A 16,437-nucleotide genomic window follows, 5' to 3' on the forward strand; every position below is an offset into this window, starting at 1 on the left:
AGTAACTAATCGGTAGTAAAAAGTCTCAATAGTTTATTATATGATGAAATGAAAAAAAAAGGAAGGGGTGGTTCCCCTTCCCTCTGCACTCTTCACTCTCCACTCACATCAAGGCATCCCCGGGAAACTGGTCACGTACTTGATCCGGATGTCCGGAAAACTGGTGACGAACTGGATGGTAAAGTCTTCGCCGTATTCCACGAACTGCCATTCCCCGATGGCGGACGGAAAATGATCCACCACTTTCACCTTCAGATCCGGAAAACTGGTGACCACTTGGACTTTGATGTCCGGATTGTATTCCACCACCCGTACTTTGCCGGCCATGCGGATACCGTTAAAGGTTCCGTCAGCACTGATGGGAGAAGAAGCCAGGGCTGCAGAAGCCCACAGCAGGCTCAGGAGCACCGTCAGGAGACCCACCAGGTTCCGTGTCATTTTTTTCATCCCAATCCCTCCTCTGGCTGAATATTCTGTATCCATTATACCATAAGAAGGGGCTGTTGCCCATGCAACAGCCCCTTTGTCAACGGTCAGCTTTGCTGCCCCCTATTTCTCCGGCCCCTCCTGGTGCACGTGGGCTATGGGGATCCATTGCTTTTGGGGGAAGAACACGGACCAGACGGCCACCAGGGACAGGAAGATGCAGAAAAAGCCTCCGGTGAGGATGCCGGGCAGCATCCGTTTCACCGGCAGGTCCCCGGCCTTGATGGCGCAGGTGCCCATCACCAGGCTCAGCCCATAGAGCATGGTCCACCACAGCACGTCCTTCAGGGCAAACAGGGGTCTGCCTTCCACCGCATGGTACCCCACCCACAGTACATTGGACAGGAAATAGAAGCCGAACACCACGCACATGAGCATAGGGACGAAATTGTCGATGAGCCGGGCATCGGGCCGGGCCCGGAAATGGGCCAGCCACTCCTTCCGGTACTCCCGGGCAATCTGATAGTTGCCGGTCATCCACCGGCGGAGCTGGCTCACCATCCCCTTCCAGGTCACCGGCTGCTCGTCATAGAACCGGGCATCGTCCTGGTAAACGGAAAACACGCCCTTGAAGTTCTGCTGCATGGAAAATTCCATGTCCTCCACAATGGTCCGGGTATGCCAGCCTTCCGGATCCAGCAGGGAAGCATCGAAGCCGAACCCGGTGCCGGAGATGATCCCCGGCAGGTCCACATTGGCCCGGGGCTTGCTGAACAGGTCCACACTGAGCCAGTACATGCTGTACCATTGGGAAATCAGGTTGTCGAAGGGATTCAGGGGCAGCCGGTTTCCCATCACCAGCCGGGCTCCCCGTCGGAAGCTGCCGTCCAGGGCCGCCAGGAACCCCCGGTCCGCCATATTGTCCGCATCGAAGATCACAATATGGCTGAAGGTCCCGCCATACCGCTGGCGGATGAGAGGGATGCCCCAACTGAGCACCGCCCCTTTTCCGGTACGGGGGCCTTCCTTCCGTTCCAGCACCGTCACATGGGGATACCGCCGGCCCACCTCCGGGGTTCCGTCCTCACAGTGGTCCGCCAGCAGGAACACCCGGTACAGGTCCCCGGGATAGTCCTGGTCTTCCAGGCTCTGGAACAGTTTCCCCACCACATTGGCTTCATTGTGGGCGCAGACCAGGATGGCGAACCGGCTGGGTTCTCCCGTCACCGGTTTCTCTTTCCGCCGGGTCAGAAGGCCCATGAATACCGTGCTGCAGGTCCAGAGAAAGGTCACCACCAGCAGCAGCTGGACGATGAAGGTCAGTCGATACATCATGGAAGGTCCCTCATACAGCGGTCAGGATGAACAGCAGGGCCGCAAAGATCCCCATTACATATTCCACAATGATCAGTTCGAATTCATTGGGGAAGATAAAAGCCAGGCCCAGGCCCAGGAAGCCCCCGGTCAAAGCGATCCGGAGCATGGCCACCGCCATGCTACGGGTGGTTCCCTTGTTGTCCCGGATCCGGTTCCACAGGGCTTCTCCCGCACCCCGGAACATCCGGGGCGCCGCCTGGCTGTACACCAGGAAGCCCCCCACTACGGTGCACACCAGGGAAGCCAGGAAAATCCGGGGATAGGAAGCCGGGAACGGCACCACCTGGTACAGGTCGCCCCCCACTGCCGGGAACACCGCCATGGGTACGGCCCCGATCACACTCAGGACAAAGAACATGGTGGCCGTCCGCTGGTCTTCCACGCACAGATAGGGTTCCCGGGGGCTGCGCATCCCCTGCCAGATCCGGAAGGGCAGATAGGCGGAGAGCAGGGCTCCCAGGAATTCAATGGGGATGAAATTGGAACTGCCGCCGGTGAGGGCCATCCCCGCCGCTGCTCCCAGGGCCGCCGCAATGGCACCCAGACGGCCGAAGATCAGCCCGTAGGGTACGGACAGCATGGCCTGGATCCGCAGCCCGCTAAGGCCGGGCACCACCTGATACAATTGAGAAACCGCAAATAATACCGTATACAGAAGAAACAGGACCACGCCTGTCTTCACTCGTTCACCCATGACTCATTCCTGCTTTCTGGTTTGTTTTTTCTGAAGATCCTGCCACAGTTCCCCGATGGTCCGGTGGAATACCGGATGGACTGCCTGGGGAGCAATGGCGGCCAGGGGCTCCAGCACGAAGCTCCGGTTGGCCATATCCGGATGGGGCAGCACCAGGTCTTCACTGTGGATGCACTGGTCCCCGAAAAGAAGCAGGTCCAGGTCGATGTTCCGCTCTCCCCAGTGCCGCTTCCGCTGCCGGCCCATTTCCTGCTCGATGGCCAGGAGGGTATGGAGCAGGCTTTCCGGATCCCCCGTCCATTCCACTTCCGCCGCCCCGTTGAGGAATTCAGGCTGGTCCGTCACCCCATAGGGCTCCGTGGCCAAAAGAGGCGAAACCTGCCGCACCCGGATGCCGTGTTTCTCCATCAGCTCCAGGGCCCGGCGGATGTTTTCTTCTTTATTCCCCAGGTTGCTGCCCAGGGCCACATAGGCTACTGGCATCTCCGGATCGCCTCCAGCATCCGGATCAGCCGGACATTTTCCTTCACATCATGGACCCGCACCATCTGGGCCCCGGCGTACAGAGCCGCCGCCGACAGGGCCATGGTCCCTTCCAGCCGCTCTTCCGCGGGCAGATCCCCCAGCACCTTGCCAATGAACCCTTTCCGGGAGCCGGCCAGGAGCACCGGGATGCCGTGGCCGGTCATTTCCCCCAGCCCATGGCACAGGGCCAGGTTCCCTTCCAGATCCTTGGCAAAGCCCAGGCCCGGATCCAGGATCACCTTGTCCTTTCCCAGTCCCGCCCGGGCACAGGCTGCCGCCCGTTCCAGCAGGTACTGGGACACTTCTCCCACCACATTGTGGTAGGTCTTCATTTCGTCCCCCATCATGGTCTTGGGCGTCCCCCGCATGTGCATCAGCACCAGGGGTGCCTTGGCCCGGGCGGCCACGTCCAGCATCCGTCCGTCCCCGGTGGCGGCGGTCACGTCGTTGATGATGTCCGCCCCGGCGGCCAGGGCCGCTTCGGCCGTTTCCGCATGATAGGTATCCACACTGAGGATGGCCTCCGGAAACTGCTTCCGCAGGGCGGAAAGGGCCCCGGTGACCCGGCGTTTTTCCTCTTCCGGGGTCACGGGATCCGCCCCCGGCCGGGTGGATTCTCCCCCGATATCCAGCAGATCCGCCCCATCCCGGAGCATGGTTTCCGCCTTTTTCAGCAGGGCTTCCTCCCCGCTGATCCGGGATCCGGCATAGAAGGAATCCGGGGTCACGTTCAGGATCCCCATCACCCGCATTTTTTCATAGGTCAGCTTCCGGCCGTCCGCCAGAAGGGTCACCACAGGTCCCGGTTCCAGGAATTCCCACAGGTCGTCCATAATGGACTGGATGCCGAACCAGTTGGCCATGGTCCCCAGCTTGGTCAAAAGCTTCCGGTACTGCCGCCGGTTCCCCAGGAGAATCACATCCACCCGGTCCAGGCTGCAGTTGATGGTGCCCTTGGGGTTCACACATTCCCCGCCCAGGGCCAGCATTTCCTGTTTCAGGATGTTGGCAGCCGGGGTGCGGATCTGGAGCAGCTTCAGGGGCTCCACCGAAGCTTTGGGAGCCATCAGTTCCATCCCCATGGGATGGACTTCGATTTTTTCCATTTCATAGCGGATCCGTTCAGACGGAATGGTCAGGAACATGTCACACCTCTTTCTCCACCGTGGCAAAGGCATTGTGGTTGTGGATGCTTTCTTCGCTTTCCACCGTTACCGTATACCAGTCGATCCGGGGATCCCCATTGAGCTGGAGGGCGATTTCCCGGACCGCGTCTTCCACGAACCGGGGATTCTCATAAGCCATTTCCGTGACGCATTTTTCGTCCGGCCGCTTCAGCAGGGAATACAGAGGGGTGGACGCCCCTTTTTCCGCCATCTCCACCAGTTCCTCGATCCATACCGGCTGGGTGGAACGGATCCGGATTTTTGCCCAGGCCCGCTGGTTGTGGGCGCCGTATTTGCTGATTTCCTTGGAGCAGGGGCACAGGGTATGGATGGGCACATCCACGCCCACTTCCAGGGAGAAGGTCTCCCCTTTTTCCGCCCGGAAATGGCAGTCCACGTCCAGGTAGCTTTCAATGCCGCTGACCGGGGCCTTCTTGGTGATGAAATAGGGACAGGAAAATTCCAGCAGGGCCTTCCGGGCTTCCAGTTTCTGCCGGAGATGGTCCAGCACTTCTTCCAGTTCGTGGGGACGGATGGCCCCCACCTGTTTCAGACATTCCACAAAACGGCTCATGTGGGTCCCCCGCTGTTCCTGGGGCAGATCCACCGCCAGGGCCACTTCCGCCACCGTGTGCTGGGTTCCCTTTTCCCGGTCCGCCAGGAGGATGGGCCACCGGAGGTTCCGGATTCCCACGTGTTTCAGGGCAATGTGACGCAGATCCTGCTGCGCCTGGACATCTTTCAGCATGATTCACCTCGGTACACAATGCCGCTGGTCCTGGTTTCCCACACCTGGACTTCGTACAGGGTGTAGTTGGCCCCGGTCAGCGGTTCCTTCAGCTTGTTCCAGACCCAGACGGCGATGTTTTCCGCCGAAGGCTGGGGCAGGATGTCGTTGAGGCAGTGGTGGTCCAGCTGGTCCACCACCAGGTCCTTCACCGTATGCTTGAACTGGACAAAATCCAGTACCATCCCCTCCTGGTCCGGATGGCCTTCCACCTTCACCACCAGCTTGTAGGTGTGGCCGTGGAGATGCTCGCATTTGCCGTGGTAGTTGGGCAGATAGTGGGCTGCGTCAAACTCGAATTCCTTGATACAGATCATATGGTTCCCTCCTGGAGATCAAAATCGTTTTGCCGCAAAGCTTCATAAAGCACAATGGAAACCGAATTGGCCAGGTTCAGGGACCGGGCTTCGGAAACCATGGGAATCCGCACACACTCCTCTTCGTGGGCCTGCCGGAAGGCTTCCGGGAGACCGGCACTTTCCTTACCGAAGATCAGCAGGGAATCCGGGCCGTAGTGGACCCGGCTGTAGGATTTGTGGGCATGGGTGGTCAAAAGGAACCGGGGGCTGTCCGGATAGGCAGCCAGTACCTCCTCCACCGAATCATAGTAGTGGATGTCCACCAGGTGCCAGTAATCCAGCCCGGCCCGCTTCAGGTATTTGTCATCCACCGAGAACCCCAGGGGCCGCACCAGATGCAGGCTGGCTCCTGTGGCAGCGCAGAGCCGGGCGATGTTCCCGGTATTCCCGGGGATTTCCGGCTCCACCAGTACAATGTGCATCATTTCAATACGCCTCCATCCCAGTCATTGCCGGAAATGGCGATGATTTTTTTCATTTGTTCGTGGAGATTCAGGATCTTCTCCGCATAATAGCTGCCGGTGGCCCATTTGCCGTTGAGCTGGGACCAGCGGGTGTAGAAGCCGTTCTGGACCTTGCCCTTGTACACCAGATAGTACCGGGGGTCGATCACCGGGGTGGCCGGCAGCCGGTCGGTGGTATAGGCCATAAGATGCTGGACATGGGCCCGGACCCCGTCCCTGGGAGTGGGGAACCAGGCGCCCTGGACCGTAGCGCTGGTGGTCCCCAGACCGCAGAAGTTGTTCTGGGCCGGGACCACCGTGCCCCCGAACCGGAAGAATCCGGTTTCCAGCAGGGCCTGGCAGAACACGATGTCCCACCGGAGCCCTTCCCGGCTGGCTTCCTGGTAGTACAGATCCACGATCTGTTCCGGGGTGGCCTTGATGGGCAGTTTGGGATTGTACCGGCGGAGCAGCACCACCGCCTGGTCCCGGGTGGCTTCGCCGGGTCCGGCAATGGTCACTTCCTGGTAGTTGTCCGGCAGTTCCCAGATCTTCGCCCTGGTGGTCAGATGGTTGATGATGATCTGCAGGCTGGGATCCGTGATCACACGGTCCTGGTTTTCCAGCTTCAGCAGTTTGTCCGGGTCCGGCCACCGGGGCAGGGTAAGCTTTTCTCCCACTACAGCGATCATACCCTTCCGGATCACCAGGCTGTCCTGGTCCGCCGGCCCCAGATCCCGGATCACCGGAGTCCTGGGACGTTCATTTTCTCTGTCCCGGCGTTTTTCCTTTTTGGGAGGTTCCGCCGTATGAGTCTTTTCTTCCCGGGCCGGTTTCTTCTCCTGCAGGTCCCGGGCTTTTTTCTGTTTCCGGTCCTTTTTGTCCTCTTCTTTCCGGTGCCGCCGGATCCGTTCCCGGAAGCTCAGGGGCTTTTTCTCCTGCTCCTCATCTGTTTTCCGGACTTCTTCTTTTCTCTGTACTTTTTCTTTCTTGTCCTGTTTCTTTTTCTGGACATGGGACAGCGGTCCATCAGTTTCGTCCAAAAGAACGGTTTCCGCCGGCTTCACACCCTGTTCCAGGGGAGAGGCCCAGGCGGTGCCGGTCCCCAAAAGGCCGGCCAGTACAAGGCCCAGGGCCAGCCGTTTCTGTTTCTTGTTCAATGGGTCATACCTCGTTACTCAATAGATTTTTGGGAGCCAGGCTCCCCTTCCCCACTGTCTTCCTTATTTTTCCCCAGTTTTTTGCCGGGGGAACACCCACAGGCTCACCAGCATCACCACAGCAGCCACAATGATCCCCAGGCTGGTGGAATTCAGGATGCCGATGCCCTTGCCTCCATTGAAAAACTTCAGCCCCAGCACCACAGCCACCCCCAGCACGGCGGAACAGAAGGCCCCCCGGGTGGAGGCTTTTTCCGTAAACAGGCCGAACAGGAAGGGAGCTGCCAGAGATACGGTCATCAGGGAATAGAAAATGGCCAAAGCGGTAATGATGTTGGCCATGTAGCAGGCAATGAAGATCCCGGCGATGCCGCAGAGCACCGTCAGTTTCCGGCTGACCTTCAGCAGTTCCTCATCGGAAATATCCGGACGGAAGAAGGTTTTGTACAAATCCTTGGATAAAGAAGTGGCCAGCATATACAGCACCGTATCACAGGTGCTCACTTCTGCGGCAAAAATAGCAGAAAGAGCCAGTGCGGATACCCCGAAAGGCATCATTTCCTTCATGGCCTTGGGCAGGGCCAGTTCCTGGTTCCCCAGATCCGGAAAGGCCGCATAGGCGCACATGCCGATAAGCATGGGCAGGAAAGCGAACGCCAGTTGGACGATGCCGTTCCACAGGGTCCCCACCCGGACGGCTTTTTCATCTTTGGCCGCATAGACTTTCCCGATGAGCCCCGGAGAGATGCAGAAAGCCGGGGTCAGCATGAGGAAATACCCCACAATGGCGGTGGTGCCCATGCCATCCCAGGCAAAATACTTCGCCGTCAGGGCCGGATCGGCCATATGGCTGGCCACAGCGGCCTGGAGTCCGCTCCATCCTCCCACATACTGGAGGGCAAAGGGTGTGGCAATGCAGAATCCCAAGAGGATCACGATCAGTTCGATGATATTCACAATGGCGGCACTTTTGATGCCCCCAGCGGAAAAGTACAGAGTCACAACCACCGCGGCGATGATGATGCCGTAGAGTTTTTCAATCCCCGCCACCACATTCAGGATCCAGGCAATGCCCAGCAGCTGGCCGGAAAAAAGAGCCAGGGTGCCGATGGCCATCATGGTGGAGGTGACTCCCCGGAAAGCGTGGGAATAGCGGAAATCCAGATAATCCCCCATGGTGTACAGATTGTACTTCCGGGCCACTTTCCACACAGCCGGCCCTACAATGTAGGCCAGAATCAGAGACCCCAGGCCGCTGCAGCCGATCCACCACCAGCTGGAAACCCCGAATTTGTACGCCAGTCCCGTTACCCCCACTGTGGAACCTGCTCCGATGTTGGCTGCAATCAGGGTTGTGAACAAAAGCCCCGCATTGAAGGAGCGTCCGCCCACAAAGAAGTCCGCTGCACCTTTCACATGTTTCCCCACCAGATGACCCAGGAGGATCAGCAAAAGCGCATAACCTACAATGACCCCAAGATACAAATTCATGAAAATCACTCCAAGCAGTTTATAGTAAGGTGCGACTGGAACTCAACAATCATCATTGTACTTTACTTGAGGCGTATTGTAAAGGAGGGGGTGACGCAATGCGTCACCCCCTCTGGTTGTCACTGGTCACTGGCCGAGAGACCAGTGACCGAGGGTGTGAACCTTTTCACACCCCCTTTTTTTTACAATTCCACCGTCTTCCCCGGTTCCACCACCAGCACTTTGCTTTGGGTGGTGGTTTCCACTTCCTTCTTAAAAGCTGCAGGATCCTGGGCGATGAGAGGCCAGGTGTTGTAGTGGATGGGGATCACCAGGGGCACATTCAGCAGTTCCGCCGCCAGACGGGCGTCTTTGGGGCCCATGGTGAAGTTGTCCCCAATGGGCAGAAGAGCCACATCGATGGTTTCCAGTCGGGGCAGCAGGGCCATATCCCCGAAGACACTGGTGTCCCCGGCAAAATACACGGTCTTTCCCCCGAATTCCACCATGAACCCGCAGGCGTGGCCGCCTGCAATACCGCTGCCGTGGAAGGCGGGGGTCACCCGCACCCGGCCGAAGGGGAACTGATGGGTGCCCCCCAGGTGCATGGCATGGGACCGGAGCCCGTGTTGGGCTGCATCATTGGCGATTTCTGCCGTGGAAATGATCAGGGCATCCTGTTTTTTGGCGATTTCATAGGCAGAACCCAGATGGTCCCCGTGATAATGGGAAATGAAGATCACGTCCGCTGCCACATCCCCCGGCTTCAGGCCTTCCGGATTCCCCTCCAGATAGGGGTCGAACAGCAGGGTGGTCTTCCCGTCAGACAGAGTGAAACAGGCATGATAGATATAATGGAACTGCAGCATGGTGATTCCTCCTTATTGGATATCGATGACTCTGGCTCCCTCCGGATCAATGTCCAGCACATGGAGAGCCGTTTCGATGTTCCGTTTCCGGAAGGGCGCCGCCATGGCTTCTCCCACCTTCCGGGCATCTCCCTCCGCCGGCACATAAGCCAACAGGGTGGAACCGGCGCCGGAAATGATTCCATTGTAGGCTCCCGCCTGCCGGGCCCCTTCCAGGGCTTCTTCCGCTCCCGGGATCAGGGGCAGCCGGTAGGGCTGGTGGAGCCGGTCTTCCAGGGCCGTCCGCAGGAAGTGATAGTCCCCGGTCAAAAGAGACCCTACCAGGAGAGCCGCCCGGCTTACATTGTACACCGCATCTTTGTGGGACACTTCCTGGGGCAGAGCCGCCCGGGCCTTGGAAGTGGGCAGGGGGATGGAGGGCACCAGCACCACCAGCTGAAGGGGTCTGGCCAGGGCAAGCTTCAGGCTTTCCACCTTCCCCTCTTCCATGACATTCACAGTAATGCCCCCCAGAATGGCCGGAGCCACATTGTCCGGGTGGCCTTCGATCCGGGTGGCTTCCGTCACCAGCTCCTCTTTGGAAAGAGGGCTGCCCGCCAGGGCATTGGCCGCTGTAAGCCCGGCCACAATGGCAGTGGAACTGCTGCCCAGGCCCCGGGATACGGGAACTTCGATCCGGGTGGAGATCCGCAGGCCGGTGGCCGGTTTCCCCAGTTTTTCCCAAAGGATGCAGAAAGCTTCCGCCGCCAGGTTGTTCCGGCCCTGGGGCAGGGATTCCCCTCCCTGGCCCTCCGCTTCCACCTGGATGCCTTCTGCTTCCGGCACCCGTTCATAGGTGAACCGGTTGTACAGGGTACAGGCCAGCCCCAGGCAGTCAAACCCGGGTCCGCAGTTGGCGGAGGTGGCAGGGACCTGTACCGTCACTTTTTTCAACATATCTGCCATGGTCAGCGCCTCTTTCCTCAGTCCAGGGTGCTGTCTTCCACCCGGATGATGTTGCAGATCCGGGCTACCACAGCCAGTTTGGACAGGGCGTCGGCGGCTTTCCGCAGGGCGAACTCAGAGACCCCGTAGGTGATCACCACGATTTCCGCCAGGGTGCCCAGGGACCGTTTCTGGACAACGGTCTTCAGGCTGACCTTGTTTTCCCCGAAGGCGGAGGCAATGGTGGCCCAGACACCGGGCTGGTCTTCCACCAGCATCCGGATGTAGCAGGGAGAGATGATTTCTTCCAGGGGCAGCATGGGTTTGGCTTCGTAGCAGGTGCAGCCTACCCGGCCGGTGCAGCCGGCCAGGATGTTCCGGGTGCTTTCGATGATATCCCCGCATACGGCACTGGCCGTAGGCATCCGTCCGGCGCCCCGGCCGAAGAACATGGCTTCCCCTACGGGCTGGCCTTCCACATACACCGCGTTGAACACATCGTTCACCGTAGCCAGGGGATGGTCCTTCCGGAGCATGGTGGGATGGACCCGGGCGCTGACCCCTTTGCCTTCCTTCTGCTTGGCGATCCCCAGGAGCTTGATTACATAGCCCAGTTCGTCAGCGTATTCAATGTCCCGGGAAGAGATCTTGTCGATGCCTTCCACATACACATCGTCCAGGCTCACCCGGCTGTTGAAGGCAATGGAGGCCAGGATGGCAATCTTCCGGGCTGCGTCGAAGCCCCCCACGTCGGCGGTAGGGTCGCTTTCCGCATAGCCCTTGTCCTGGGCTTCCTTCAGCACTTCCGCAAAATCCATATGATCCTGGGTCATTTTGGTAAGCATGTAGTTGGTGGTACCGTTGATGATCCCCATGATCTTGCTGATTTTGTTGGCTGCCAGGCTTTCCTTCAAAGGACGGATAATGGGGATCCCCCCGGCCACCGCCGCTTCGAACAGGAAGTCCACATGGTTGGCCGCCGCCAGTTCGAACAGTTCCTTTCCATGGACGGCCACTACGTCCTTGTTGGCGGTGACCACGTTCTTGCCGGCTTTCAGCGCCGCCTCCATGTATTCCAGGGCCGGGTGTTCCCGTCCCATCAGTTCCACCACAATGTCAATGTCCGGATCGTTGACAATGTCTTCGATTTTGTCTGTGGTGGCCAGGGAGGCATCCAGGGCCCGGACCTTTTCCGGATGACGGGCCAGGACCTTTTTGATGCAGATTTCCGCCCCCACCCGTTCGGTGATCAGCGGCCGGTTCTGGTTCAGCACCAGGATCACACCGCCCCCCACGGTGCCGGCTCCCAGCAGTCCGATGTTGATTTTCTTCTGTTCGTTCTTAGCCAATTCCCCTCATCCTCCTGTTGTAAAGGGGCTGCCGAAAACGACAGCCCTCTGAAAATCCTGCAGATATCCTGTTTTACCCCTTCCGGGAAGCCGGTTCCTCTGTTTTTCTTTCCCGGGTCAGTCCACCTGGCCCAGCACGTCCAGCCGCTTCACTCCGTCAATGAGCCGGAGTTTGTCCATCAGGGCTTCCATATCGATGTTCAGGTACTTGGTCTCCACCGAAATGGTGGTATTGGCCACACCCTGGAGAGGCACACCCTGGTTGATGGTGATGACGCTCCCCCCATCGGCAGCAATCGTGTTCAGCACACTGGAAAGTACCCCAGGCTTGTGTTCCAGCAGCAGAGAAATGGTAATGACCTTTTCCTTGCTGGCATCGTAAAACGGGAAGACATAATCCTTGTATTTGTAGTAAGCACTGCGGCTGAGCCCCACTTTGCTTACGGCCTCGTTGACAGTCTTCATTTTACCCCGCTTCAGGATTTCTTTGACCAGGATGGTCTTTTTGATTGCTTCTGGAAGAATTTCTTCTCTTACCAAATAAAATTCTGATTTCTTCTCGTTGTTCATGTGTTATCTATCCTTTCCATAAGAATGTTAATCCTTCCTAGGAAGACATTATATCATAGTGCGTGGAATAATGCTACTCTTTCTTGGCAGTTCTTTTCATCAAATCCCCGATGGCCTGGCGCACATCCTTTCCCTGGAACAGCACCTGGTACAGCTGTTCGATGATGGGCATTTCCACCTGATGGGCCCGGGCCAGTTCCCGGACCACCGGCGTGGCGTTGATCCCTTCGATGACCATATGGGTGCCGCCGGTGATCTCCTCCAGGGTCTTGCCCTGAGCCAGGGCATAGCCGGCGGACCGGTTCCGGCTGAGAGGGCTGGTGCAGGTGGCAATCAGGTCCCCCACCCCGGCCAGACCAAAGAAAGTGGCCCGCCGGGCTCCCATCTTCACCCCCAGCCGGGTCAGTTCCGCCAGTCCCCGGGTGATCAGTCCCGCCTGGGCATTTTCTCCCAGCCCCAGGCCGGACAGCATCCCTCCCACCAGGGCAATGCAGTTCTTCACACAGCCGCACAGTTCCACCCCCACAAGATCCGTGGAGGTATAGGGACGGAAGTAGGGAGTCAGGAAGCACTGCTGGAGGAACCGGGCCTCTTTCATCTCCCGGCAGGCAATCACCGTGGCAGCCGGCTGCTGCTGGGCGATTTCCCGGGCCAGGTTGGGACCGCTGAGGGCAGCAATGGCCCGGGCCCGGGGGAAAGTTTCCTCCAGGATATCCGTCATCAGTTTATGGGTGGCAAGATCAAATCCCTTGGTGCAGGTAAGGATCACCTGGCTGCGGCAGTCCGTGATGGCCGCCACCTGCCGGGCAATGGACCCCATCCCTTTGGAAGGCACCACGAACACCAGGACTTCCGCTCCCGTGACAGCTTCCTTTAAATCCGCCGTCACCTGGATGGAGGGGGAAAGCCGGAAATCCGGCAGGTAATCCCCGTTGCAGCGGGTTTCCCGGATCTTTGCCGCCTTCTCCGGGTTCCGGGCCCACAGGCACACGTCCCGGCCGTTGTCCGAAAGGATCTGGGCCAGTACCGTTCCCCAGCTCCCGGCCCCAATCACAGCTGCTTTCATGGTTTCAACTCCTTTGCAAATAGAAAGGGCTGTTGCAGGTGCAACAGCCCTTTGGTCGCGGGTCTCGAGTCGCGGGCTTGTTGGTGCAAACCGAAGACCCGTTTTTTGATTCCAACCGATGTTACCTTATCATTCTATAGAAAAAGAACAACCGGATTCAGCGTCCAGGCTCGCGGCCCATGGCCCGCGACCCGTGACCGGGGTGTAAATCCTTTCACACCCCTATCATTTTTTCCAATGTCCCTGCCGGATCTTGCTTTCTGTGCCATTTTTCAGGCGGATCATGTTCTGGTAGTGACGGGCCACCACAACGATGGCACACAGGCCTGCAAAGGCCACCAGTTTCCAGTCATACCCCAGGTACCAGGCGGAAAAAGGAGCCGCCAGAGCCGCCAGGATGGACCCCAGGGACACATAACGGGTAACGAATACCGTTGCCAGCCAGATGGTCAGAGAAAACACCGCCACTTCCGGCATGAAGTACAGCAGGATCCCCAGACCGGTGGCCACCCCTTTGCCTCCCTTGAATCCACACATCCAGGAAAAGCTGTGGCCCAGTATGGCACAGGCGGCGCATACCAGCTGTACCGTCAGATCCGGAGAAACAAACCGGTTCACCAGGTACAGGGCCAGCACCCCTTTCAGCAGATCCCCCAGAAGCACAAAGGATGCCATCCGGGCCCCTACGGTCCGGAACACATTGGTGGCACCGATGTTGTGGCTGCCATAATCCCGGATATCGATGCCGCATACCAGCTTCACCAGCAGCAGCCCGCAGGAAATGGACCCCAGGAGATACCCGATCAGTGCACTGAGAAAGTAATCCATAATCATCAACCGTCCTTATGCCTCGTCCTCGTTCTTGCCCCGGACGATGATGTTGATGGGCGTGCCCTTGAACCCGAAGGCTTCCCGCAGCTGATTTTCCAGATACCGCTGGTAGGAGAAGTGCATGATCTCCGGTTCGTTGCAGAAAATCACGAAAGTGGGCGGTTTTACCTTCACCTGAGTGGTGTAGAGGATCTTCAGCCGTTTGCCTTTTTCCATAGGCGGCTGGTTCATGGCCACCGCATCGGTGACCACCTGGTTCAGCACGCTGGTGGAAATCCGCATGGCGTTGGCTTCCGCCGCATCCTTGATCATTTCCGGCAGCCGGCTGATCCGCTGCTGGGTCAGAGCGGATACGTACACCACATTGGCGTAGGGCATGAAGATCAGTTCGTGGCGGATGTTCTTGGTGAATTCTTCCGTGGACATCACCGTCTTGTTGGGATACAGATCCCATTTGTTCACCACGATTACGATGCCCTTCCCTGCCTCATGGGCATAGCCGGCGATTTTCTTGTCCTGTTCCGTAATTCCTTCCTCGGCGTTGAGTACCAGGAGCACCACGTCGCTCCGGTCCACAGCCCGGAGAGTCCGGATGATGCTGTATTTTTCGATGGGTTCGTCGATTTTCCCTTTCCGGCGCATGCCGGCAGTATCGATGAACAGGTAAGTCTGGCCGTCTTTTTCCACCGGCACGTCGATGGCGTCCCGGGTGGTGCCCGCCACGTCGCTGACAATGGAACGGGTCTGGCCGATAATATCGTTGAAGATGGAGGATTTGCCCACATTGGGCCGGCCGATGATGGCCACCTTGATCACGTCTTCATTGTCCTCGTCATCGTCGGATTCCGGAGGGAATTTCTCCACCACGGCATCCAGCAGGTCCCCCAGATTCAGCCGGTTGGAGGCGGAAATCAGGTAGGGTTCCCCGATGCCCAGGTTGTAGAATTCGTAGGCTTCTGCCTCCTGTTTGGGAGTATCTGCCTTATTCACGGCCAGCACCACCGGTTTTTTGGACTGGCGGAGCATTTTGGCCACTTCCATATCGTCGTTGGTAATCCCGGTACGGGCATCACACACAAACAGGATCACATCCGCTTCCCGCACGGCAATTTCCGCCTGCTGGCGGATGGAAACCGCAATGGAATCAGTATTCTGCATTTCAATGCCCCCGGTATCCACCATGGTGAATTTCCGGTCCAGCCATTCCGCGTCAGCATAGAGACGGTCCCGGGTCACACCGGGGGTATCTTCCACAATGGAGATCCGGCTGTCGGCAAATATGTTAAATAGTGTTGATTTGCCGACATTGGGTCTGCCGACAATGGCAACTATGGGTTTGCTCATGGAAAGAACCTCTTTCAGTTAAATTCATTTTTCCCCGTAGGGAAGAGCGCGGACCGCTGCGGCCAGGTCCCCGGTAACATAATACCGCACCTGCCGCAGGTCCTCCACTCTGGTACACCCGGTGAGGGTGTAAAAATCTTTCACAGCTTCCAGCAGCTGCCGGATCCAGTCTATGGCTCTTTGGGGTCCCCCGCCGTTCCGGACAAAACGGAGGATATTTCCAGCCATCCCCACAGCATTGGCTCCCAGCATCTGGGCCTTGAACACGTCCAGGGCCGTCCGGATGCCTCCCGAAGCGATAATGCCCTTTTGCCAGCCTTTGGCTTCCACCACTTCCAGAAGGGACAGGGCCGAAGGAATGCCCCACTCGATCAGTTCTTTGTTCCCTTCCCGGTTGCGGCAGCATTCAATGGCCGGGAAATTGGTGCCGCCGGCCCCGCCGGTATCCAGGATGGATACCCCGCAGTCCAGCAGCCGTCTGGCGTCTTCCCGTTCCATACCGCAGCCTGTTTCCTTCACGATTACAGGGACTTCCGACTGTTCACAGATAGCGGCGATCTGTTCCAGCCAGCGGGAAAAATCCCGGTCCCCTTCTTCCATGGCCAATTCCTGGGCACTGTTGAGATGGATCTCCAGGGCCTGGGCTTCCACCATGTCCACAGCCCGGCGGGCTTCCTCCGGAGTGGCCAGTGCACTGACGTTGGCAAAGATCACCCCGTCGGGATTCTCCTCCCGGACCACTTTGTAGGTGTCTGCATACTCTCCGGACCGGACGGCTCCGTACTGAGACCCTACGGCCATGGGACACCCGGTTTCCCGGGCGATCAGGGCCAGTTTCCGGTTCAGATGGGTGACTTTCTCCGCCCCTCCCGTTATGGCGTCGATCACCAGAGGGTGGGGCAGAATGCCCACCCCGGGCAGGCTGGTGGAAAGGTCCACTTTCCTCCGGTCCACCTGGGGCAGGCAGCGATGCATCACCTGCACATCAGAAAAGCCGGTGGCCCTTGGACCATCCTCAAGGTGCACGGCATACTTGATGTGATCGATTTTACGGCTCTCCCGGCTTTTCATCTGTAT

The 16,437-nt window shown here is 58.4% G+C and carries 18 protein-coding genes; all 18 read right to left on the reverse strand.

Features of this window, described 5'->3' with window-relative positions; all coding sequences use genetic code 11:
* Positions 1 to 108: 108 nt before the first annotated feature.
* Complete coding sequence (locus tag FX155_RS09415; protein ID WP_154488537.1) at positions 109 to 438, reverse strand: hypothetical protein; 330 nt, start codon at positions 436 to 438, stop codon at positions 109 to 111.
* 111 nt (positions 439 to 549) lie between these two features.
* Positions 550 to 1,761 carry a glycosyltransferase family 2 protein gene (locus FX155_RS09420; RefSeq protein WP_195839648.1) on the reverse strand — a complete coding sequence of 404 codons (1,212 nt, stop codon included), beginning with the start codon at positions 1,759 to 1,761 and terminating at the stop codon, positions 550 to 552.
* A 10-nt stretch (positions 1,762 to 1,771) separates the two neighbouring features.
* Positions 1,772 to 2,497 carry a hypothetical protein gene (locus tag FX155_RS09425; RefSeq protein ID WP_074738618.1) on the reverse strand — a complete coding sequence of 242 codons (726 nt, stop codon included), beginning with the start codon at positions 2,495 to 2,497 and terminating at the stop codon, positions 1,772 to 1,774.
* A 3-nt stretch (positions 2,498 to 2,500) separates the two neighbouring features.
* Positions 2,501 to 2,980 (reverse strand): 2-amino-4-hydroxy-6-hydroxymethyldihydropteridine diphosphokinase, encoded by a 480-nt coding sequence (gene folK / locus FX155_RS09430; RefSeq protein ID WP_106787565.1) that lies wholly within the window; start codon positions 2,978 to 2,980, stop codon positions 2,501 to 2,503.
* Entirely contained in the window at positions 2,971 to 4,167 is a 1,197-nt protein-coding gene (gene folP, locus FX155_RS09435) for a dihydropteroate synthase (RefSeq protein ID WP_154488516.1), read from the reverse strand. The genes folK and folP overlap by 10 nt, the downstream gene beginning before the upstream one ends.
* A 1-nt stretch (position 4,168) precedes the next feature.
* Positions 4,169 to 4,933: a GTP cyclohydrolase FolE2 gene (folE2, locus tag FX155_RS09440; protein WP_195839650.1), complete on the reverse strand. Its 765-nt coding sequence runs from the start codon at positions 4,931 to 4,933 to the stop codon at positions 4,169 to 4,171.
* Positions 4,930 to 5,292 (reverse strand): 6-carboxytetrahydropterin synthase QueD, encoded by a 363-nt coding sequence (gene queD, locus FX155_RS09445; protein ID WP_012938575.1) that lies wholly within the window; start codon positions 5,290 to 5,292, stop codon positions 4,930 to 4,932. The genes folE2 and queD overlap by 4 nt, the downstream gene beginning before the upstream one ends.
* Positions 5,289 to 5,756 (reverse strand): tRNA (cytidine(34)-2'-O)-methyltransferase, encoded by a 468-nt coding sequence (locus FX155_RS09450; RefSeq protein ID WP_041666608.1) that lies wholly within the window; start codon positions 5,754 to 5,756, stop codon positions 5,289 to 5,291. Before FX155_RS09450 ends, queD begins: the two co-directional genes overlap by 4 nt.
* Positions 5,756 to 6,937 (reverse strand): glucosaminidase domain-containing protein, encoded by a 1,182-nt coding sequence (locus FX155_RS09455; RefSeq protein ID WP_154488518.1) that lies wholly within the window; start codon positions 6,935 to 6,937, stop codon positions 5,756 to 5,758. The genes FX155_RS09450 and FX155_RS09455 overlap by 1 nt, the downstream gene beginning before the upstream one ends.
* A gap of 63 nt (positions 6,938 to 7,000) precedes the next feature.
* Positions 7,001 to 8,428, reverse strand: a complete 1,428-nt coding sequence (locus FX155_RS09460; RefSeq protein WP_154488519.1) for a sodium:solute symporter family protein — start codon at positions 8,426 to 8,428, stop codon at positions 7,001 to 7,003.
* Between the two features lie 182 nt (positions 8,429 to 8,610).
* Positions 8,611 to 9,276, reverse strand: a complete 666-nt coding sequence (locus tag FX155_RS09465) for a metal-dependent hydrolase (protein WP_154488520.1) — start codon at positions 9,274 to 9,276, stop codon at positions 8,611 to 8,613.
* A gap of 12 nt (positions 9,277 to 9,288) precedes the next feature.
* Entirely contained in the window at positions 9,289 to 10,221 is a 933-nt protein-coding gene (gene thrB / locus FX155_RS09470; protein WP_022488332.1) for a homoserine kinase, read from the reverse strand.
* 17 nt (positions 10,222 to 10,238) lie between these two features.
* Positions 10,239 to 11,549 carry a homoserine dehydrogenase gene (locus FX155_RS09475; RefSeq protein ID WP_154488521.1) on the reverse strand — a complete coding sequence of 437 codons (1,311 nt, stop codon included), beginning with the start codon at positions 11,547 to 11,549 and terminating at the stop codon, positions 10,239 to 10,241.
* 117 nt (positions 11,550 to 11,666) lie between these two features.
* The gene (locus FX155_RS09480; protein WP_022488334.1) at positions 11,667 to 12,119 is read right to left on the reverse strand and encodes an ACT domain-containing protein; all 453 of its coding nucleotides are present in this window, start codon (positions 12,117 to 12,119) and stop codon (positions 11,667 to 11,669) included.
* A gap of 73 nt (positions 12,120 to 12,192) precedes the next feature.
* Entirely contained in the window at positions 12,193 to 13,185 is a 993-nt protein-coding gene (locus FX155_RS09485) for an NAD(P)H-dependent glycerol-3-phosphate dehydrogenase (protein ID WP_022488335.1), read from the reverse strand.
* Between the two features lie 225 nt (positions 13,186 to 13,410).
* The gene (plsY, locus tag FX155_RS09490; RefSeq protein WP_154488522.1) at positions 13,411 to 14,013 is read right to left on the reverse strand and encodes a glycerol-3-phosphate 1-O-acyltransferase PlsY; all 603 of its coding nucleotides are present in this window, start codon (positions 14,011 to 14,013) and stop codon (positions 13,411 to 13,413) included.
* Positions 14,014 to 14,028: 15 nt separating this feature from the next.
* Entirely contained in the window at positions 14,029 to 15,360 is a 1,332-nt protein-coding gene (gene der, locus FX155_RS09495; RefSeq protein WP_022488336.1) for a ribosome biogenesis GTPase Der, read from the reverse strand.
* A 24-nt stretch (positions 15,361 to 15,384) separates the two neighbouring features.
* Positions 15,385 to 16,431 (reverse strand): type 2 isopentenyl-diphosphate Delta-isomerase, encoded by a 1,047-nt coding sequence (gene fni / locus FX155_RS09500; RefSeq protein WP_154488523.1) that lies wholly within the window; start codon positions 16,429 to 16,431, stop codon positions 15,385 to 15,387.
* Between the last annotated feature and the right edge of the window lie 6 nt (positions 16,432 to 16,437).

Source organism: Acidaminococcus fermentans (assembly GCF_009696675.1).
Taxonomy (GTDB): Bacteria; Bacillota; Negativicutes; order Acidaminococcales; family Acidaminococcaceae; genus Acidaminococcus.